General features: G+C 26.6%; 17 protein-coding genes and 1 pseudogene. All 18 read right to left on the bottom strand.

Annotated elements, in window-relative coordinates:
• Positions 1-513 precede the first annotated feature (513 nt).
• Positions 514-591, bottom strand: a pseudogene (locus J8J04_RS03390) (sigma-70 family RNA polymerase sigma factor); the annotation flags it as partial.
• Positions 592-1298: 707 nt separating this feature from the next.
• Positions 1299-2942, bottom strand: coding sequence for an ABC transporter substrate-binding protein/permease (locus J8J04_RS02385; protein ID WP_212331918.1), 1644 nt, complete (start codon positions 2940-2942; stop codon positions 1299-1301).
• Positions 2943-3413: 471 nt separating this feature from the next.
• Complete coding sequence (locus J8J04_RS02380; RefSeq protein ID WP_212331916.1) at positions 3414-4025, bottom strand: nitroreductase family protein; 612 nt, start codon at positions 4023-4025, stop codon at positions 3414-3416.
• Positions 4026-4090: 65 nt separating this feature from the next.
• Positions 4091-5407, bottom strand: coding sequence for a cysteine--tRNA ligase (cysS, locus tag J8J04_RS02375; RefSeq protein WP_212331914.1), 1317 nt, complete (start codon positions 5405-5407; stop codon positions 4091-4093).
• Between the two features lie 96 nt (positions 5408-5503).
• On the bottom strand, positions 5504-6841 hold the full coding sequence (gene gltX, locus J8J04_RS02370; RefSeq protein ID WP_212331910.1) for a glutamate--tRNA ligase: 1338 nt from the start codon (positions 6839-6841) through the stop codon (positions 5504-5506).
• 109 nt (positions 6842-6950) lie between these two features.
• On the bottom strand, positions 6951-7343 hold the full coding sequence (rpsI, locus tag J8J04_RS02365) for a 30S ribosomal protein S9 (protein WP_212331908.1): 393 nt from the start codon (positions 7341-7343) through the stop codon (positions 6951-6953).
• Between the two features lie 4 nt (positions 7344-7347).
• Positions 7348-7815, bottom strand: a complete 468-nt coding sequence (rplM, locus tag J8J04_RS02360) for a 50S ribosomal protein L13 (protein ID WP_212331906.1) — start codon at positions 7813-7815, stop codon at positions 7348-7350.
• A 359-nt stretch (positions 7816-8174) separates the two neighbouring features.
• Positions 8175-8726 carry a DJ-1 family glyoxalase III gene (locus J8J04_RS02355; RefSeq protein ID WP_212331904.1) on the bottom strand — a complete coding sequence of 184 codons (552 nt, stop codon included), beginning with the start codon at positions 8724-8726 and terminating at the stop codon, positions 8175-8177.
• 157 nt (positions 8727-8883) lie between these two features.
• Positions 8884-9102, bottom strand: a complete 219-nt coding sequence (rpsO, locus tag J8J04_RS02350; RefSeq protein WP_212331902.1) for a 30S ribosomal protein S15 — start codon at positions 9100-9102, stop codon at positions 8884-8886.
• A 61-nt stretch (positions 9103-9163) separates the two neighbouring features.
• On the bottom strand, positions 9164-9487 hold the full coding sequence (locus J8J04_RS02345) for a cyclic-di-AMP receptor (RefSeq protein WP_212331920.1): 324 nt from the start codon (positions 9485-9487) through the stop codon (positions 9164-9166).
• A gap of 141 nt (positions 9488-9628) precedes the next feature.
• A complete protein-coding gene (locus J8J04_RS02340; protein ID WP_212331900.1) occupies positions 9629-10351 on the bottom strand; it encodes an ABC transporter permease subunit in 723 nt (240 codons plus the stop codon).
• Between the two features lie 2 nt (positions 10352-10353).
• Positions 10354-11409, bottom strand: a complete 1056-nt coding sequence (locus J8J04_RS02335) for a MetQ/NlpA family ABC transporter substrate-binding protein (RefSeq protein WP_212331898.1) — start codon at positions 11407-11409, stop codon at positions 10354-10356.
• Between the two features lie 55 nt (positions 11410-11464).
• On the bottom strand, positions 11465-12166 hold the full coding sequence (locus J8J04_RS02330) for an ATP-binding cassette domain-containing protein (protein ID WP_212331896.1): 702 nt from the start codon (positions 12164-12166) through the stop codon (positions 11465-11467).
• A gap of 39 nt (positions 12167-12205) precedes the next feature.
• Positions 12206-13111: an RluA family pseudouridine synthase gene (locus J8J04_RS02325; RefSeq protein WP_212331894.1), complete on the bottom strand. Its 906-nt coding sequence runs from the start codon at positions 13109-13111 to the stop codon at positions 12206-12208.
• Positions 13112-13160: 49 nt separating this feature from the next.
• Complete coding sequence (gene ftsH, locus J8J04_RS02320; protein ID WP_212331892.1) at positions 13161-15146, bottom strand: ATP-dependent zinc metalloprotease FtsH; 1986 nt, start codon at positions 15144-15146, stop codon at positions 13161-13163.
• A 58-nt stretch (positions 15147-15204) separates the two neighbouring features.
• Positions 15205-16503: a tRNA lysidine(34) synthetase TilS gene (tilS, locus tag J8J04_RS02315; protein ID WP_212331890.1), complete on the bottom strand. Its 1299-nt coding sequence runs from the start codon at positions 16501-16503 to the stop codon at positions 15205-15207.
• Positions 16504-16572: 69 nt separating this feature from the next.
• The gene (gene aspS / locus J8J04_RS02310; protein ID WP_212331888.1) at positions 16573-18297 is read right to left on the bottom strand and encodes an aspartate--tRNA ligase; all 1725 of its coding nucleotides are present in this window, start codon (positions 18295-18297) and stop codon (positions 16573-16575) included.
• Positions 18298-18302: 5 nt separating this feature from the next.
• On the bottom strand, positions 18303-19571 hold the full coding sequence (gene hisS / locus J8J04_RS02305) for a histidine--tRNA ligase (RefSeq protein WP_212331886.1): 1269 nt from the start codon (positions 19569-19571) through the stop codon (positions 18303-18305).
• Positions 19572-20508 lie beyond the last annotated feature (937 nt).

Below are 20508 nucleotides of genomic sequence, written 5' to 3'. Positions count from 1 at the left end.
ATTTTTTAAACCAAGACCTTACAGACGCAACTTTTTTATTTACAGAATCACTTATTTTATTTTTGATAGGTTGGAAAGAACCTGATCAAGTTATTTGATTATCTATTTGGGTTTTTATTTTATTGTATTTGGTGGTTTTAGAGGATAATTTTGTTTTTCTTTGGTTTTTCAATTGTATTTTTGTTTGTTTTTGTTAATTTTTTTCGATTTTTAATTTTTCTTTGAGGGTTTCAATTTCATTTCAGAGTTCAGTGTTTTCTTGGAGGTATTTGCCTGAGGCTGATTCTAAGGTTTTGATAGTTTCTTCTAAAGATTGGATGTTGATACCTTGTTGTACCCATTTGTCAATTTGTTTTTAGAGTTCTTCATTTAAACGATTTATTTCATTAGTTTGGTCATTGATTATTTGGTTTAATTTGGTAATTTTTTGGTCTTTTTGATCGTATGATAATTGAATATTCTGTTTCTTTTTCTTCTAAATCGGTTGTTAATTGAGTGACTTCGTCTTTTTACAAGTTCGATTAATTTATCCCGAATTGCTAAATTCTTTTTATCTTTTAAAAAATCTTTAAATAATTTTTGTCTTAACATTTGAACTCTTTCTAAAAATATTTTTAGAAAAGATATAAAATTATCAACTTATTTTTAAGTCTTAAAGAATAATTTTAAAGACAAAAGTTGTCTAAAAAAACAGAACAGTGCAGATACTCATCAAACAATTGTTATTAATAAAAGTGATCAAAAAGCACAATTGATTTTTAGATAAAAAAGACATTCAAATAATTAATATCTAAGCAGGTCGTGAAGAAGTAAGTAAGTTTTTTTAAAAGAAAGTTTTACACATTGAACAATATTGGTATAATAAAATCAATAAACAAAAATATTCTAATCAAAATAAACTAGAAATTGAATCTAAACAATTAATAATAATTTATACTGTTATTTCGCTCAAATCCAAGAAAGGGTTAAAAAATAAATTAGATCAGTTGTGTACATATTGGCCTCAAAGTAGAGATATTATAATCCACTTTATCATTTGAACTTATTTTCCCATAATGATAATATCTTTTATTTAACATTAAAAATAAATAATTAGTATTAAAAAACCAACTCATAGTTGTTTTTTTCTTTTTGTTACATATATTTATTATCTCCCTTTTTTTAATTAAATTAAAATTATAAAAGTTAAAGAAAAGCAATTATCTTGCAAAAAAACAAAAAATAGTATAATTGAATATATACAATAAAAGAAAAAAAAGAGAATATCAAAGTTGATCTTAATGATAAATTTTAAAATATTATTGTTGTTTGTTTTTATTAAGTGTAATACGACTTAATAAAGAAATAATAAAAACTAATACTAAATAAAAAATACTTACAACTAAAAAAGGAGTAATAGTATCATAATTTACTGATGCATTTCTTTGAGCTGACCACAAAAGACTTGCTAAACCAATTACTGAGAACAAAGCAGTATCTTTAATATTGATAATAAATTGATTCCACAAAGAAGGAACAGTTTTTGTCAAAGTTTGTGCAAAAATAATATGTTTAAAAACTTGTTTATGATTCATACCCAAAGCATGACCTGCTCTAATTTGTTCTTTATCTAAGAATTGAGCATGATTGATCATAATAAATGCTAAATTAAACCCAGTATTTAAAACAATAATAATTAATCCAACAGTAAAAGTACCTAAATTACTTTTAAATAAAGGTATATTGGTTCTTATGAATAAATTATAAATTAATAAAGTTTGAAGCATAACAGGAATTGATTTAAACAAACTAACTATTCCATCTATTAATAAAGCAATCATTTTGATCATACGAGTTTGTTTTCTTGTAACCAAAGATAAAGTTTTTAACTTAAAACATAATAAAGCTAAACCAAATCCTACAATCAAACCATAAAAGGATAGCAGTAAAGAATAATATAACCCTTTTTCATATGTCAATAAGTTTTTCCAAATAGTAGTTTTATATTTTGTTGTAATTTGATTCGTACTTTGATTTTGATCTTGAACTATGTTGCAAGCCATATCAAAATAATAATCATATCCATTTTCATATTTGTCATTATCGTTTTTTTTAGCTTCATCTATACATTCTTGAATATGTTTTTCTAATGATTCCTTTAATTTAGGTTTATTTTTTTTGAAAAAAATTCCTAATGGATAAGTTTTGCCTGACATTTGTAACGATTGATAATCATCTTTATATTTGGGTTGTTTTGCTACAGCATCTATGATAAAATTATCATTCATATAACCTTCTGATACACCGTTTTCTAAGAAAGTCAAACAACCATTGTGATCATCGCTTGTTTTGGTATGTTTTTCATGTCCTTGTTTTTCTAATTTTTGAAAATATGAACAACCATTTATGACAGTTACCTTAACCTTGTTGTTTTTAATTGCGTCCCAAGGAATTTGGTTTTTGCTATCAACAAGATTTAGTTTATCATAATCTTTTTTAAATAAAATTTTAGTATTTGTAGGACAATATTCAACTGCATCAAAATTTTGTGTTCTTTCGGGGGTTATATTCATCATTCCCATAACACAATCAATAATACCTTGGTCAAGATCGTTGAAAACCCCTTGAAATCCACTATATGATTTGATTTGTAATATTTTCCCCATTTTTTTAGCCACTTCTTTGAAGAAAATAACATCAGAACCACTTATATATTCATCATTCGTAGTTTGTATTTTGTAATCTGGATTTACAACATTAGCACCATCAAAAGCTACAGGAGGACAACAATTAACAACACCTAAAGTAATTGTATTTGTTCTAGATATTTGATTATTAGCAACAGGAGACATATAATGTAATCTTATATGCATTGCTGTAACAGATAATAAACTAATGACAATAATTAATATTTTTTTAAAATGACTTTTAAAATTTTCTTTAATTAAATTTCCATTTAACATATGTTTTAAATTAACCTTTCTATTTCCTTATTGTTTAAATAATTTAAAAAAATAAATATAATAACATCATATCAAATAATAAAAATATAAAGCAATTATAATCTTTTTTCATAATATTATTTATTTCATGAGGTCAATAAAAGCCCAAATGATATAAAAAAAATATTTAGGACAACCCTAAACAATAAATGTAATAACAATCATTAAACTTAAAAACATGATACAAGTACTAGAATTTAGTCATTAAAAAAAAGATTGTTTAATTGATTACTCCTAATATATCATGGATTAAAATCTTTGTCAATAAGTTAAATGAAAAATATTATCGAGATCACAATTAAAAATAAAATGAAGATATCAAAAAAATGAATACTTAAAAAAAATAAACACTTACCAAAAAGATTAATTCTTTTTTTGGTAAGTGTATGTAATAAATAAAATAATTGCCATTTCAAAGAGTTAATGGAGGGATTATAAATAAGTAGTTATTTGATTAAATGGCAATCTAAAAGTATCTGATGTTTGATGTGAAGAAAAAGGTTTCCCTATAGCAACAATTAAAGTGGGAATATATTTAGGATCAATACTTAGATTTTGATTGATAATTTTATGATTAAATCCCCCTATAGGACAAGTATCGTAACCACAGCTTTGAGCTGCTAACATTAATTGTAAAGCTACTATGCCACATTCTAAATAAAGTTCATTTTGTAATTCTATTTTAGTTTGGTTAGAATAGACAAGGTCAATCCGTTTTAATAATTTATTTTGAATATTTGTTGGTATTTTTTGAAGAGAAAAATATGGTTTTAAGATGGCTTCTTTAGTTTCATTTTTTTGGGTATTACCTAAAATCAAAATCATAGCTGAACTAGTTTCTAATTGACTTTGATTGCCGTATAAACAAGGTTGTAATTTTTTCTTACCAGTAATTGTTTCAATAACAACAAAATGCCAAGGTTGTAAGTTGAAGGAGGAAGGAGCTTTCATGGTATTTGTTAGAATTTGATTTAAGATATGACGTGGTATTTGATGATTTTTTTGAAACAATTTAACAGCTTTTCTAGTTGTTAATATACTCATATGAGGATTTTCCTTTAAACTTTGAATTATTTTAATTGTATTTTATGAGAGAATTAACGTTTTTTTTAGATTAAACCTTTATTAAGCAAAGTTTGTCGTAAAAGGTCTGCTTGAGCAAAATTTTTGTTTTGTCTTGCTTGTTGCCATAAGTGATAAGTTTGACAATCAATTAAAGTAGCTTGCAAAAAATTTATACGTATTCCTAAAATATCAAAAATCAATAACAAAGTATTATGATATTGAGATAAAAGTGTGATTTCATTAATTTGATAAGTTTTTTTAATGGTTTGTTCGATTAAATCAATTACTTTGTGAGTGGCAAAATCATCTTGCATTAATTGATGAAAATCATTAAGAATAGTAGTTTGGTGGGCGGAAGATAAGCCATGATTTAATTTCAAATAAAAATAGTTCTTAGTGAAGAAAGTAATGATTTTGTGATATTTTATGCGAAATTGTTCCATTAAAGAATAATTAAAATTAATAGGTTTGCGATAATGAGTGCTTAAGAAAAAAAGCTTGATAATGGATGAGTTAAATTGTTGCAATAAGTCACGACACCAAACAATATTTCCTAAAGATTTAGACATTTTTTGATTTTGATAATCTAATCTTGCTACATGCATAAAAAAATTAGTTAAAGGGCGTCTGCTATGTGCTTGTGCTTGAGCTATTTCATTTTCATGATGAGGGAATTTTAAATCAGTTCCACCACCATGAATATCTAAAACAGTGGCAAAAATTTGATCAATCATAGCAACACATTCAGTATGCCACCCAGGTCTTCCTAAAAACCAAGGGCTTTCATATTGAATCCCTTGAATGGTTTTTTTCCACAAAATAAAATCACCAGGATGCTCTTTTTGAGGATCTAATTGTTTTCGGGATTTTTGCTTTAATTGAGATAAATCTTGATATTTTAATTTGCCATAATCAGAGATTTTAGATATACGAAAATATATTCCTTTATCTGTAAAATAAGCAAAACCTTTATTCAATAATTCTTGAATATAGAAGATCATAGATTTAATATGCTTGGTTGCTTGAGGTTGAAAATTAATAGTTTGCAAATCTAATAAATTGAGAAGTTCCGAAAAAGCGTGAATATATTTTTGAGTTAAAAGATGTTCTGAAATTTTTTTTTGCGAAGCAGAGGCAATAATTTTATCATCAATATCAGTAATATTGACGGCATAACGAACTTCAAACCCCAACATTTGCAAATACCTTTTAACAACATCAAAAAAGATTAAAGGTCTAGTGTTTCCTAAATGTAGATGATTATAAACAGTAGGTCCACACACATACATATTTACTAAAAAAGGGTGTAAAGATTTAAAAAGTTGTTTTTTTTTTGTTAAAGAATTATAAATTTTTAACATGTTATCAGTCCTTTTGATTTTAGAAAAATATACCAAAACTGTTGCTAAAATAAAAAACAAAAGAAGAGGAAATGTTTAACTAAAAATAAAATAATCTTATTGTTTTAATATTTGAGATAAATTATTAAGAACTTGTTTTTTTCCTAATAATGTTAAAAGAGATGGCAAACTAGGACCTTGCATTTGATAAGTAGTACCAATACGTAAAGTCATAAAAAGATTTTTCTTGGGAAAATTATTTTCTTGAGCTACTTTTTTAATAAGTGTTACAATAGTATCTTTTTCAAAAATAATTTTTGCAAAAGCCTGTTGAAATTTTTCTAAAATAAGGATGATTTGAGGATTTTTTTTTAAATAATCTTGCGCTTCTTTGGATAAAGAAGGGGTTTTTGAAAAAAACAAATGATAAAAATCATTTACTTGCTTGACATAATGCATACGATTTTTAAATAAAGCTACAAATTGAGACAACCATTCTTTATTAGTTGATTGTGTACAGGTATTTGGTAAGTAGTTTTTATTGATAACAAAGGAAACTAAATTATCAAGAGGTAACTGTTTTAAATAATGGTTATTAAGGAAATCTAATTTAGTTTTATCAAATATAGCAGGAGCTTTATTTAAGCGAGAAGTATCAAAAAGAGCAATTAGTTCTTCAGGGGTTAAAATTTCTTGATTGCCTGAAGGAGAAAAACCTAAAAGTGCTAAAAAATTAAATAAAGATTTTGGAAGATAACCTAAATCAGCATAAGCTTCAATAAATTGCAATACATCAGAATCTCTTTTGCTAAGCTTTTTTTTTTGTTGGTTCAAAATTAAAGTCATATGAGTAAATACTGGAATTGACCAATTAAAAGCTTGATAAATCATAATTTGCTTAGGAGTGTTAGTGATATGCTCTTCTCCTCGAAAAATATGAGAAATTTGCATTAAATGATCATCAACAGCAGCGGCAAAATTATAAGAAGGATAACCATTAGATTTAAGAATAACCCAATCTTCAATTTCTTTACTTAAAAAAGTTAGAGGGCCTCGAATTAAATCATTAAACGTAAATGTTTGATTTTCAGGAACACGAAATCTAATAGCAAAGGATTTTTTATCTGGGGTTAACTCTTGATAAGCTAAATTTTGTTGTACTAATTGTAAAGCATGCTTGCGATAAATAGCTAATCTTTCTGATTGACGATAAGGACCAAAAGGGCCTTTAATATCAGGGCCTTCGTTCCAATTAATCCCTAACCAACGTAAATTTTTTAACTGTGAAGCTTCACCATTAGGAATATTACGTAAAAGATCAGTATCTTCTGTTCTAATAATAAAATCCCCTTGATGATGTTTAGCAAATAAATAATTAAATAAAGCGGTTCGAGCATTACCGATATGTAACAACCCAGTAGGACTGGGAGCATAACGAACTCTTACTTTAGTCATAGGCCATACTTTCTCTTTTGGAAGATGATAATTTGCAAATGAAAATAAATGTTATATTTATAAAAAAAAGAGCTTTTTAGCAAAGTTCTTTTTTTCATAATAATTATTATTAACGTTTTGAGAATTGTGGAGCACGACGAGCTTTTTTCAAACCGTATTTTTTACGTTCTACACAACGAGCATCGCGGGTTAACAAACCAGCTTTTTTAAGAATGATTCTTAATTCTGGTATATTTTCTAATAAAGCACGGGCAATGCCTAAACGAATAGCTCCAGCTTGAGCAGAAAGGCCACCGCCAGTGACATTAACACGAACATCATATGCTTCTCTTTTTTCAGTTATGTACAAAGGTTTTAACATTTCTAAATGAGTTGCAGGTGATGGTAAATATTTTTGAAAATCTTTAGTATTTATAGTTATTTTCCCACTTCCACTAGTTAAAATAACTCTTGCTACAGCACTTTTACGACGTCCTGTGCCATAATAATTTAGTTTTTGCATGAAATTAAACCTTTAAGATTTCTGGTTTTTGAGCTTGATGATTATGATTTGCTTGGGGATAAACAAATAATTTTTTACCAATTTGAGCACCTAATTTAGTGTGCGGAATCATTCCTAAAATAGCTTTTTCAACCATTCTAATTGGGAATTTACGCATCATTTCTGAAGCAATCACTTTGGTTAATCCTCCTGGATATCCTGAGTGCTTATAATATTTTTTTTGAGCCCATTTTTTACCAGTTAAATGTATTTGAGAAGCGTTGATAACAATAACATAATCACCATTATCTACATGTGGAGTGTAATGGGTTTTGTTTTTACCCTTTAAAATAGCAGCTACTTGAGTAGCTAACCGACCTAAGGTTTTACCTTTTGCATCAACTAAATACCATTTACGTGTAATTGTAGAGTTGTTAGCCATTAAAGTTTTATGACTGTTTTGAGTTTGTGTTTGTGATTTTGGTATAATCATGAAATTTTCTCCTTATTTGTTCCAAAAAAATATGATATGAAATTAGATTAGATATTTTTAATTTGAAATAATTACAATAGAAAAAATATTTTAAAAAATCGATAATGTTAAATAGTTAGAACATAATATTAAAATATTCTTATCAATTACAATTTTTTCTTTTCATCGGTATTCTTTAATATTTTACTATAAAAAGAAGATTAAGTCAAGATATATGAACAAAAAAAATGCTATATTGTTTTTTTGTATAATAATTTATCAAAAAAATAAATCATATTGATCATATTTACAAGTTTAAAAATTTGTTTTACTGGTGAAAAAGAAAATAAAATGTTTTTTTTGATGTGATTGATAATCATCTATATATTAAGGGATTTTTGAAAAGATAAAGCAGTATTTTTTCCGCGAAGAGCTTCTACTAAAGCAAAAACAAAATCAAAAACAGTAATAGGAGAGCGAGAAGTCACAAAATTACCACTAATTACAGCTTTTTGATGAGGTAAATAATCTCCTGAAATAAAATTTTGACAACCAGGAAAACAAGTAAAAGAATGTTTAGTTAATAAATTTAATTTTCCTAAAAACATCGGTGCTGCACAAATAGCTCCAATGATTTTGTCAGTTTTTACAAATTTTTGAATTACTTGAAGCAAGAAAGTTTCTTTTTCAATTAATGTAACTACATAAGGTCCACCGGGAATTACTAAAAAGTCAAAAACTTCAACTTCTTGATTCCTTAAATTACAATCTGCTTTTACACTAAGTCCACTAGAAGAAGTAACTTCTAATGATTTATTTAAAGTAGCAGTAGTAAGAGGCAAAGAAGCGCGTTTTAATAAAGCTCTAGTCACTAAAGCTTCACAATCTTCAAAACCATCATATAAAATTAATAATCCTTTTAATCCTTTCATATATCTCCTTTTAATTTTGATGTTTTTTGTTTGATAATCATAATTGTGTTTTTTTAATTTAAAAAAAGATGAACACTTAAACATTTTAATGAAATGATAATCAAATAGAAAAATACCACAAAAAATTGTTTTTTTTGTGGTATTAGAATAAATGCATTTATTTTCCTGAATATTTTAATAAATTACGTCTTTTACTAGTTTTCATAAAAAGACCTCTTTTAGAATGAAAATCATGAGGGTGCTTTTTAAGATGTTCACTTAATTGTTTAACTTCTTCTGATAAAATAGCAATTTGAACTTCAGAAGAACCTGTATTTTTTGCAAAACTAGCGTGTTTTTCAATAATTTCTTTTTTTTGTTGTTTTGTTAACGCCATGAAAAAAACCTCCTTATTTGTTAAGTTGTTAGTTTGATAATTAAAAATAGTAATTTTGTTCTTAAACTTTACAAAATTGATCAACATTTAACACAAAAATAGTAGCACCACCAATAGAAACTTCTGTAGGTAAAGAGCTATAAGCTGAAAATTGGTTCATAATATTATTAGGAATCATCTGTGTTTTTTTGTGAGAGTGTTTACCAATAAGATCTAAAACCTTACTTACTTGATCTTCTCTTACGCCTAATATAAAAGTGGCATTGGTTTTTTTTAAAAAACCACCTTGAGTAGCTAAGCGAGTAGTAAAAAAACTATTTTCTATTAAAACTGTTTGTACTTTGTTTGCATCGTTACTATCAACGATAGCTATAATTAATTTCATATGATCCACAAAAATATTATACCTTATTTTTTGAATTTTGATAAAAAAAATGTTAAAAAAGAATGAAAAAAATAAATTAAAGAGGAGAAAATGGGAATTAGAAGAAAAAAGGTTATTAATTAAATTAGTGATTATGATACTTCAACGTTTATCTAATTTTAAAGCGATAAAATGGGCTATTAATTGGACTATTTGAGTTAAAATAAACATTATTAACAAAATTATTAAAATTAAATCTAAGTTATTAAAACCATGGATTTCGCGCACAAACAGTTCTCCTAAATACCCACGAGAAATAGCTAATTGACCAAGTCCCATATGGCCTATAATTCCTAAAACAGAAGAATAGGCTAAGGAGGTAACAAAAAGGGAAGCTACTTTCAAGATAACATCAGTACGAGCTTCTTTTAACACAAAGAAAAAGATAAATTGCAATTTAGAAGCACCGAGGCTATCTGATGTTTGATATAATTCTTGATTAATAGTCATAAAAATTTGTTCACAATGACGAGCAAAAAGAGGAGTTAAGATTAAAGTTAATGAAAGTAAGCTAACTTTAAAGCCGTAAGACCAACTATTCCCCAACAAAGGACGCCATAAAAATTCAATAAATAAAACAATTAATAAGATAAAAGGAATAGCAATTAAAAGATTAATGATTGTATTGATGATTAAATATCTTTTATGATGATTTTGTATTTTACATAAATATAAATAAATTCCTAAAGCAACACCTATTAAAAAAGATAGCAAGGTTGAGCAAAAAGTAATTTTAAGAGTTTCACATAAAGCTTGCCAAAATAAATATTTATTTGATTCTTGATAAAACAAGATTTTTCCAAGAATAGTGAAAAAGTAGGGCATTTTTAAGTGTTCCTGATAGCAGAAGTAGTTTTACCTAAATATGTAGCTTTAATGTTGGTACTTAATGAATCAATATCTTGGCTTGGAATCATATAATAATTAGTTTCTTTAAAAATATCAGTTTGAGCTTGTTTAATAATCATATCTTGTTTTAAAACATCTTGTAAAATTTTAATTTCTTTAGAAGTTTCGTTATCTTTACGAGCCACTAAAGAAATAGTATAAGAGTAAATAGGATCTTTTAAATCAGTTGGTTTTTGAAGAGTTGCTATGGTGCTAATAAGATTATTTAAATTACCCATAAGAGTAGGATATTGTAGGCATAAATGATGGTTACCATTTTTAAATTTGGAGGATATTTCCATTAATTCAGCAGTTTCATATTCAATTTCAGGGAAACCTGGCTTACTTTCAAATAAGGAAGGATTCAAATTAAAGGATTGTTGCATTGTTAATGCTTGATTCGAATTCTTTTTTTGAATAATCCCTAATTGTTCTAAGACATAAAGAGATAATGATTTTTGAAAGTTATCATTAGATATTAAAATTTTTAATTTTTCATGAGGATGATTTTGCTTAAAAGTTTTTAAATCAGCTACATTAGCAAAACCTTTATCTTTTAAAGTAAAAAGTCCAAATTTAGCTAAATAAGTAGTTTGAATAAAAGTTAATTGATTAGGAGAGTCAACTAATTTTAATTTACTATTTGCAATATTTAAATGATGAATGTGAGCATCCAGTTTAGCATCTACTTCTTTATTGGATAACAAAGAATCAGTTTGAAAAAAAGAATTTCCAGGTAAATATAAAACTTCTAAAGTAATATTATGATATTCTTTTAAGCGTTTTTGTACGCTACCTTCTAAAAAGGTTCTCACATTAGGTAATGCAGTAGCTACTTTTATTTTAGGAGGAAAAGATAAAGGAGAGGTTTGAGGGCGATCAAGACGCCATAAAAAATAACCTAAAAGAAGGTTTAACAATAAAGAGATGATTATGAAAACAGGCAAGATATTTTTTTTAAGTTTTTGTAAAAGAGGGATAAAAAAAGTAAACATATAAAATAAAAATTCATTTCTAAAATAATTTATTTAAGGAATTAACAAATAAAATTTATCTCATATTAAAAATATTTTGATAAGAAGTTGCTTGAAAGTTCAAAGAAGGTTTTTGTCCAATAATTTGTTTTAATTTTCCTTGTTCTAAAATACCTACTCGATGACATAAGGTTTTAATAGAGGCAACATTATGAGATATTAAAACAATAGTTGTTTTAAATTGATCATTAATTTGGTATAGTAATTTTAATATTCCTTGACTAGTAATTTCATCAAGAGCAAAAGTAGGTTCATCACAAAATACAATTTTGGGACGATAAACTAAAGCTCTGGCGATTGCAACCCGTTGTTTTTGACCACCAGATAAGGTTTTAGGATAAGAATTAGCAAAAGAGGATAAACCAACAAATGTTAACATTTGATTAACTTTGTATTTAATATTATCTTTGGTAACATTTCTAATTTTTAAAGGTAAAGCAATATTATCAAATACATTTAAATTATTCAAAAGATTAAAATTTTGAAAAATCATAGCACTTTCAAGATGATTAAAACTTTTGTTAATTGTTTGATCAATTTTTTTATCTGGTAATAAAAAACCATTAATAATTTTTAATAAAGTAGTTTTACCAGAACCAGATGAACCGACCAAGCCAAAAATTTCTCCTTTAGTAATTGATAAAGTAATATTTTTTAATACTGGAGCAGGATTTTGATTAACTATAAAAGTTTTGAAAAGATTATTAATCTTAATCATATGAGTTATTTCCTTAATTATTTTTTATATTTTTAACAGTTAATTTTCTAAATTAGCAATTAATTGTTTAAAATTAAAAGGTAGAGGAGCTTCGAAAACCATTTTTAGCTGAGTAATTGGATGTTGCATCATTATTTTTTGAGCATGTAAAAACTGACCTAAATCATTATTATAACTTTGCGAACCATAAAGCTGATCTCCTACAATAGGATGTTTTAAGTGTGCAAAATGAGCTCTTAATTGGTGTTTTCTTCCTGTTTCTAAAACACATTCCATCAAAGAATAATTGTGAAACCGTTTTAAAGTAGTAAAATGAGTAATAGCTTTTTTACCTTGTGCTAAAACTGTCATTTTTAAACGATTATGAGGATGCCTTGCAATAGGTAAATCAATAGTTCCTAGGTCTTCTAAAAAACCTTCAATTAAAGTTTGATAAATCTTTTTAATAGTACGATTTTTAAAAGCTTGTTGTAATTTTTGATTAACATCATTATTTTTAGCTATTAACATTAAACCAGTAGTATTTTTGTCTAATCGATGAACAATTCCTGGTCTTAAAGTATCCAAATAACTTAAAGTTTTAATTTGATACAATAAACCATTTACTAAAGTTAATCCTTGAAAACTTAAAGAAGGATGAACTATTAAATTAGCGGGTTTATTAATGACAGCCAAATAAGAATCTTCATAAATAATTTCTAAATTAAGATTATAAGGTTGTTGAATTTTAGGAATTGGGGGAGATTGGGAAGCATCAATTGTAACTATATCATCAGTTTTAAGTAAATAACTTTTTTTAGAAGGGTTATTGTTAACTAAAACTTGCTTAGATAAAATCAATTGTTGACATTTACTTTTATTAAAAGTTGTTTTTATAGTTAAAAAATGATCTAAACGTTGTAGTGATTCGTTTTGAAAAACTATAAAATCTTGTTTTAGAATCATATCAAAGACCTTTTTGGGATTAAAATAAGATGCATAGTTAAAATTATAATTATTTTTGATGATTTTGATCTTGATTTGGAGTTAGAGTGGAGGTGTTATTAAATTCTGAATTTTCTACTTTAATAACATCAACATCTAAAACATTTTCTTGATCATTTTGATCATCTTGATCATCTTGTTTTGGAGCATCTTTTAAATCTTCTAATTCTTTTTCTTTTTCCCACCAACTAATTTTACTAGTTGCAACAATTTCATCAATATCTTTTTTAGTAAGAGTTTCGATTTCAAGTAAATATTGAGCAATAGTGGTTAATAAATCTTTATTATCTTCAATAATCTTTTTAGCTTGTTGAAAACAATTAACAATAATTTTTTGAATTTGTTGGTCTATTTCTAACCCTTTGGGATCAGAAAAGTCATTTTGAAAATCATTACCTGAATATTGTACTGGTCCTAAATCACTCATACCATATTTAGTAACCATTAATTTAGCTATTTGAGTAGCATGTTTAAAGTCATTAAAAGAACCACTAGAAACATCGTCAAACATTAATTCTTCAGCTACCCTACCACCTAAAAAAGAAGTAATTTGGGCTAAAAGAGTTTTTTTAGATGAAAAGAAAGTTTCTTCTAAAGGTAACATTAAGTTATAACCACCAGCATTTCCACGAGGAATAATAGTAATTTTTTGTACTATTTGAGCAAAAGGCATTTTAATACCAATAACAGCATGTCCTGCTTCATGATAGGCTACCATACGTTTTTCTTTATCGATATATTTACGTGATTTTTTGGCAGGACCCATTAATACTCTATCTAAAGCCTCACTAATATCTTTTTTATTAATAAAAGAAGCGTTTCTACGAGTAGCTAATAAAGCTGCTTCGTTTAAAATTCCTTCTAATTGAGCACCACTAAAACCAGGAGTTTGTTTAGATAATTCTTCTAAACTAATTTCAGGAGCTAACTTTTTATTACTAGCGTGTAATTTTAAAATAGCTTCACGATCTTTTACATTAGGTAAGGAAATATTAAAATGACGATCAAATCTTCCTGGTCTTAAAATAGCTGCATCAAGGGCTTCTGGTTGATTAGTAGCAGCAATAACAATAACACCTGTTTTTTGGTTAAAACCATCCATTTCGACTAAAAGCTGATTTAAGGTTTGTTCTGAACCTCCGCCACTAGTCATAACAACTCCTCTTTTGCGAGCAATTGCTTCAATTTCATCAATAAAGACAATACATGGAGCTGCGAGTTGAGCTTCTTTAAAAAGATCTCTTACTCGCGATGCTCCTAAACCAACATATACTTCATCAAAATCAGAACCAGAAGAAGCAAAGAAAGGAACTCCTGCTTCTCCTGCTACTGCTTTCGCAAGTAAGGTTTTTCCTGTTCCAGGAGGTCCATACAATAATACCCCTTTAGGGATTCTTGCACCCATAGCATCATATTTACGAGGATTTTTTAGAAAATCAATTAATTCTGACATTTCTTCTTTTTCTTCATCAGCACCTGCAACATCTTGGAAAGTAAATCTTTTTTGATTAAGGACAACTCTACGCTTTTTACTACCTTTTTTATCTATAATCTCATTACCAAATTGTTCAATCACATCAGAAAAAAGAAGATAAAAACAATATATAATAATAATTTTTAAACAAAACCAAATAACATTTATCACAGGAGCATAACCCCAAAAAGGTTCGACACTTGTAGAACTTATTGGCAATGTAGGATACTTAATAGTTCCATCTTGATTAAATAACATACCCATAGGAACATGAGAATAATCAATTTTTTTATTATTTTTTTTAACTACTGTTATATTCATAAAGGTAGATGCAGGATGAGGAGCATAAGTTATCTTTTTAACTTGATCTTCCACTAATAACTCTTGTAATCCTTTAATTCCTTTATCATCACTTTCTGTTTTAGTAAAAAAACAATAACCAAAAGTAACAATTATTGCAGCTAAGGCAATATATAAAACATAGATATTAAATTTTTTAAAAATTTTATCTAAAAAAGTCATAAAAATACCTTCCTTAATCTAAATTGATAAAAATATCAATTATTATTATAAAATATTATTAAATATTGTCTTTTAAAGCTAAATAAAGACATTTATTTGTCCCTAAAACTTGATTAATATATAAATTAGGGATCCATAAAATATTATTAGAAGCATCAACTATTAACCACAAATTATTTCTTTGCAACAATGGTATTTTGCGGTTAATCAAAAAAGTTTTTAATTTTTGAGTACCAAAATTAAATTTTAATAAATCACCGTTTTTTTTATGACGAATAGTTAAAGGAAGCATTATATGGTGACTATCATAACTAATAGGTTGCATTTTGGAAGAAAAGGAAGCAAGAGCGGTGGCGCAAAATGAAGCAGCAAGTAAAGGGGTTTTAAGGTTATTACTTGACTTTATATTTAAGTTATTACAAGCAATCAATCCAAACTGAGAATAACTTTTGACCAAACAAAATCCTAAATGAAGACACCAAGATAAATTAGGTTTAAAGGGGTTATTTAATCCTTTAACTATACTTTTAATTAAACCAAAATTTTTATTAAGATTAGCTTGTTCTAATAAAAAAAGAATAATATCTTGTTGAATAACTATATCAAGCAGTAAAAGGGATTTAAGTTCAAAAAAAGATGAGTTTGTGTTATTTTGTGGATTTGAGCTTTGATTTAATTGTTTTTCTTTAATAAAAGCAAGAGTAGTTTTTCTAATAAAATGATGTGTTTCTAAAAGTTGACAAGAAAAACGTTTCACATTAGCTAAAAAAGCAGTTTTTTCTTGTAAATAAGGAATGACATGATGTCTTATATGATTTCTTTGATAAATAGTTTCTTGATTAGTTTTATCTTTTAAAAAAGTTACTTGATAAGTTTTAGCATAAGCCATAATTTCTTTTTTAGTCGTATATAAAAAAGGTTTTAAAAAAACAAACTTATTAATGAATAGTTGTGGTTGCATCCCACTATAACCTAACAAAGTACTACCACGACTCAATTTCATTAAAATAGTTTCTGCCAAATCATCTAAATGATGTGCTGTTATAATTTTGGAAGAATGATAAAAGCGTGCTACTTGTTGTAATTTAGCTTGTCTTAATAAACGTGCTTTATTTTGAAAATTTGCTTTATTTAGGTGAAGTTTAAAATAATGGAAAGGGATATTGTGATTCACACAATAACTTTGTACTAACTGTTTATCTTCCAAAGCTTCTTGGCGCATTAAATGATTAAAGTTAACTACCTTTAAAGTAATATTTTGTGACCGTAAAAAATCTAATAAAACCATCGAATCAACCCCACCTGAAACAGCAATAATATAAGTCGTTTTAAGATCTAATTTTAAAGATAGTTTCATATTAACTCATTAAATACCCTCTCTAACTTTAATACGATTCATATTGCTTCATATGTTAAATTTGATAGCTTAAATTTTAATTTTTAAAGTCTTTAATTGTTCATCATCAACTAAACTAGGGGCTTCTAACATTAAATCTTTAGCATTTTGTGTTTTGGGGAAAGCAATTACATCACGAATATTATTAGTTTTAGTAAATAACATTACCAAACGATCAAGTCCTAAAGCCAATCCACCATGAGGCGGAGTTCCATATTGTAAAGCCTCCATTAAAAAACCAAAACGTTTTGTTGTTTCTTCTTGATCAAAGCCTAAAAGTTTAAAGATAATAGCTTGGGTTTGAGAATTGTTGATTCTTAAAGAACCGCCTCCCACCTCATAACCATTCCACACTAAATCATAAGCCATGGCTAAAGCTTGCTGAGGTTCTTTTTGTAACACTTTAAGGTCACAAGGAGCAGTAAAAGGATGATGTAGAGAATAAAGCCTATCACTATTAATGTTAGATTGGTTGGACTTTTGAGATTCAAATAAAGGGAAATCAACGATCCACAATAAAGCTTCTTTTTGATGATCAATTAAATCTAAATCAATAGCTAATTTATTTCTAAAAATACCTAACGCTTGCTTAATTTTTTCTTTTTCACCAGAAACTAAAAAACAGGTTTCTTTGTTATTTAAAAAAGAATCATCCTTGATAAATTGAGATATTCCACCTATAATTTTATCATTTTTTTTATTAAAAGTGAATAATTTTAAACCAAAACCACGATCAAAAAAAAGTTGATATTCGCTTATTTTACGTCTTGTTAATAAAGGACTAGTAGCCACTTTAAACCCTTTAACCAAATTATTGAAAAAAAATTTATTATCCCAAGCATCTTTATTAAAAAAAGGCTTAAAGTTATTAATTTTTAAAGGATTTCTAAGATCTGGTTTATCAGTTCCATAAAGTTCTAAAGCTTTTTGATAAGTTAATTTTATAAAAGGATAAGGTAATTTTTGATGCCAAATGTGATCAAATAAATTAACTATAATTTCTTCTGTTAACTTCATAATCTCTTCTTGGGAACAAAAAGATAATTCAAAATCAATTTGAGTAAATTCAGGTTGGCGATCAGCCCTTAAATCCTCATCACGGAAACAACGAGCTATTTGAAAATATTTTTCAAAACCAGCAATCATATACAGTTGTTTAAACAGTTGTGGTGATTGTGGTAAAGCATAAAATTTACCAGGATAAATACGTGAAGGAACTAAATAATCTCTCGCTCCTTCAGGAGTTGATTTGGATAAAATAGGAGTTTCTAATTCGAAAAAATCATTTTTTAAAAGAGTTTGACGAATACTTTGAGTAATATAGTGTTTTTGGATTAAAAAATGTTTTACTTCAGGATTACGTAAATCTAAATAACGATATTTTAATCTTGTTTCTTCCAAGCTAGTTTGACTTTGAAAAACATTTAAAGGAAGGATTTGGGCTTCATTTAAAATATCACAAGTTGAAACTAACACTTCAATCTCACCTGTTAACATATTAGGGTTTTTGTTGCTTCTTTCAACTACTAAACCTTTAATTTCAATTACAGTTTCTAATTTAAGATTTAGCATTTGCTCATATTGAGGATGTTCATTTTTAATTAATAATTGTACTACCCCAGAAACATCACGTAAATCTAAAAAAAGAGTTTTCCTAAAATTTCTTTTATGAAAAATCCAACCTTTTAAAAAAACCTGTTCGCCAATATTACGAATATTTAATTGATTATTTGGATGACTATATTTGCTTTTCATTTGTTTTAATTACACTCCTTGTTTTGTTGTTTTAAATAAAGAACAACATTTTTTTGAAGGATAGTTGCTTGCTTTTTAGTAACGTTATTTTTAATAGTAATTTGTTCATTCATAAATTCTTGTTCTCCTAAAATAAGAAGATAACGTGGATTGGTTTTAAAAGCCTGTTTTAAACCTTTAGTAAAAGGAAGAAAAACATAATTAAGATCAGTTTTAAATCCTTGATGACGTAAAGTTTGGGCTAAAACAAAAGCTTGATCAAAAAAACAAGGTTCTAAGAATAGTAAAAAGATATCCAAAGAAAAACATTGATCTGGTTGACAAAAAGATGTTTGGGTTAAAGCTAACATAATTCTTTCCATCCCAAAAGCAAATCCTATTCCTGGAGTTTGATCACCATTAAAACTAGATACTAAATGATCATAACAACCGCCGCCGCCTAAAACCTCTTGATGATCGTTATTAACAACTACTATTTCAAAAACAGTGTGAGTATAATAATCTAACCCTCTTACTAAATTATGACAAATTTCAAAATTAACTTGACTCATCTTTAAGCCATCAAGTACTTTTAAAAACCTCTTTTTAGCTTCTTTAGTAAGATAATTAAACATTTTAGGAGCTTCTTTTAAAAAAGGTTTACAGCAACAAACCTTACAATCCCAAATTCGTAAAATATTTTTATGCATTCTTTTCTGACATAAAGAACATAAATGATGATACTTATTTTGTAAATAATTTTGAAAAACTTTAAGATAATTATGATAACTGTTTTGATCTCCTAAAGAATTAATGTTAACTTTAAGATTATTAATTCTTAAAGATTTAAGAGTTTCATAAGCTAAAACAACCACTTCTATATCTAAAAAAGGAGAACTTAAACCTAACATTTCTACTCCCATTTGATGAAATTGTCGATAACGTCCTTTTTGAGGCCTTTCATAACGAAAACAAGGACCACAATAAAAAAACTTATATAATTGTGATGTTTTATCTAATTTATTTTCAACATAACTACGTACTATTCCAGCAGTTCCTTCTGGCCTTAAAGTTAACCAACGCTTTTTTTTATCAAGAAAAGAATAAGTTTCTTTGGAAACCATTTCTGAATGTTGGGCAGCACGTTTAAAAACACCTTGATATTCAATAATAGGAGTTCTTATTTCTTGCAAATGATATTTTGTAAAAAGATGACGAATATGAGTTTCCACTTTTTGCCAACATCTTATTTGTTCTGGTAAGAAATCAGAAGTACCTTTAATTTTACGAAACATATTTGCTTTTTCTTTCTTTTTATTTCCTTAAAATAATAAAATTCTTTTCAATTAATAATTATTACTTTGATTATTTTATTAATAAATAATGATTAAATATTCTTACTTATTATTATATCAAAACAAATTCAATAAAATGTTTAAATGATACAAAAGGTAATTATATTTAATATAATTAATTAATTTTTAAATATTAACATAATTATTATTAATAGTAAAAGGTAAATAAATATTAATTTTGAGCATAAAACTTGTTTTTTTTTTTTTTAATTATAAATGATTATTTTTTTAAAAGAGAATTAACAACCTAAATAATAAAGAAGAAAACAAATAAATAAAATGTCAAAAAAAAATTAATTATTTCTAAACTAATTTTAAACTTTTACAAATTACTTTTTCTTTTTTTAATTCTTTTATTTACCTTGTTATTACCTTCCGTTTGTGGTGATGAAGTGTTTAATTGTAATATCATCATATCTAGAGAAAATAACAGCAAGCTATATTCAATTACCATAAAAGATGGAACACAATCACAAAAACTAATAAAACAAGTAATAATGTATAATAATAATGGCATAATAAAGAATAATATCCAACAATATGACACAGCAACAATCTAAAAACTGATAATTTCCATGAAAATGGAACCATTTAAGAATCAACAAAATAGCCAAACTGTTTATTGATTAAAAATAAACAGTTTGGCTATTTTTTTTATGCCCAAATTGAAAAAGGAGGATAAATGTTAGAAGTGGAGCAAGCATTATTGGTAACATTGGATAAGCCCTTATTAACTTAGGGTCCTTTTTTATTTCTCCTTTCTTAATCTTAAATTAATAAAAAAAGCCATAGGAGCTGCTATTTGACCCAAAGATGCACCCAAAGATGCAAAGATAGGAGGGAAAGCAACAGCAGCAATAATAACTGCACCAGCACC

This window comes from 'Fragaria x ananassa' phyllody phytoplasma, from assembly GCF_018274325.1.
Lineage (GTDB): Bacteria > Bacillota_I > Bacilli_A > Acholeplasmatales > Acholeplasmataceae > Phytoplasma.
Note: the sequence above shows the minus strand (reverse complement) of the source record. Positions and strands in the feature narration are given on the sequence as shown.

Excerpts from the sequence above, each read along its gene's own strand:
- J8J04_RS02385 (WP_212331918.1), bottom strand. The coding sequence starts at position 2,942 with ATGTTAAATGGAAATTTAATTAAAGAAAATTTTAAAAGTCATTTTAAA.
- J8J04_RS02380 (WP_212331916.1), bottom strand. The coding sequence starts at position 4,025 with ATGAGTATATTAACAACTAGAAAAGCTGTTAAATTGTTTCAAAAAAAT.
- cysS (WP_212331914.1), bottom strand. The coding sequence starts at position 5,407 with ATGTTAAAAATTTATAATTCTTTAACAAAAAAAAAACAACTTTTTAAA.
- gltX (WP_212331910.1), bottom strand. The coding sequence starts at position 6,841 with ATGACTAAAGTAAGAGTTCGTTATGCTCCCAGTCCTACTGGGTTGTTA.
- rpsI (WP_212331908.1), bottom strand. The coding sequence starts at position 7,343 with ATGCAAAAACTAAATTATTATGGCACAGGACGTCGTAAAAGTGCTGTA.
- rplM (WP_212331906.1), bottom strand. The coding sequence starts at position 7,815 with ATGATTATACCAAAATCACAAACACAAACTCAAAACAGTCATAAAACT.
- J8J04_RS02355 (WP_212331904.1), bottom strand. The coding sequence starts at position 8,726 with ATGAAAGGATTAAAAGGATTATTAATTTTATATGATGGTTTTGAAGAT.
- rpsO (WP_212331902.1), bottom strand. The coding sequence starts at position 9,102 with ATGGCGTTAACAAAACAACAAAAAAAAGAAATTATTGAAAAACACGCT.
- J8J04_RS02345 (WP_212331920.1), bottom strand. The coding sequence starts at position 9,487 with ATGAAATTAATTATAGCTATCGTTGATAGTAACGATGCAAACAAAGTA.
- J8J04_RS02340 (WP_212331900.1), bottom strand. The coding sequence starts at position 10,351 with ATGCCCTACTTTTTCACTATTCTTGGAAAAATCTTGTTTTATCAAGAA.
- J8J04_RS02335 (WP_212331898.1), bottom strand. The coding sequence starts at position 11,409 with ATGTTTACTTTTTTTATCCCTCTTTTACAAAAACTTAAAAAAAATATC.
- J8J04_RS02330 (WP_212331896.1), bottom strand. The coding sequence starts at position 12,166 with ATGATTAAGATTAATAATCTTTTCAAAACTTTTATAGTTAATCAAAAT.
- J8J04_RS02325 (WP_212331894.1), bottom strand. The coding sequence starts at position 13,111 with ATGATTCTAAAACAAGATTTTATAGTTTTTCAAAACGAATCACTACAA.
- ftsH (WP_212331892.1), bottom strand. The coding sequence starts at position 15,146 with ATGACTTTTTTAGATAAAATTTTTAAAAAATTTAATATCTATGTTTTA.
- tilS (WP_212331890.1), bottom strand. The coding sequence starts at position 16,503 with ATGAAACTATCTTTAAAATTAGATCTTAAAACGACTTATATTATTGCT.
- aspS (WP_212331888.1), bottom strand. The coding sequence starts at position 18,297 with ATGAAAAGCAAATATAGTCATCCAAATAATCAATTAAATATTCGTAAT.
- hisS (WP_212331886.1), bottom strand. The coding sequence starts at position 19,571 with ATGTTTCGTAAAATTAAAGGTACTTCTGATTTCTTACCAGAACAAATA.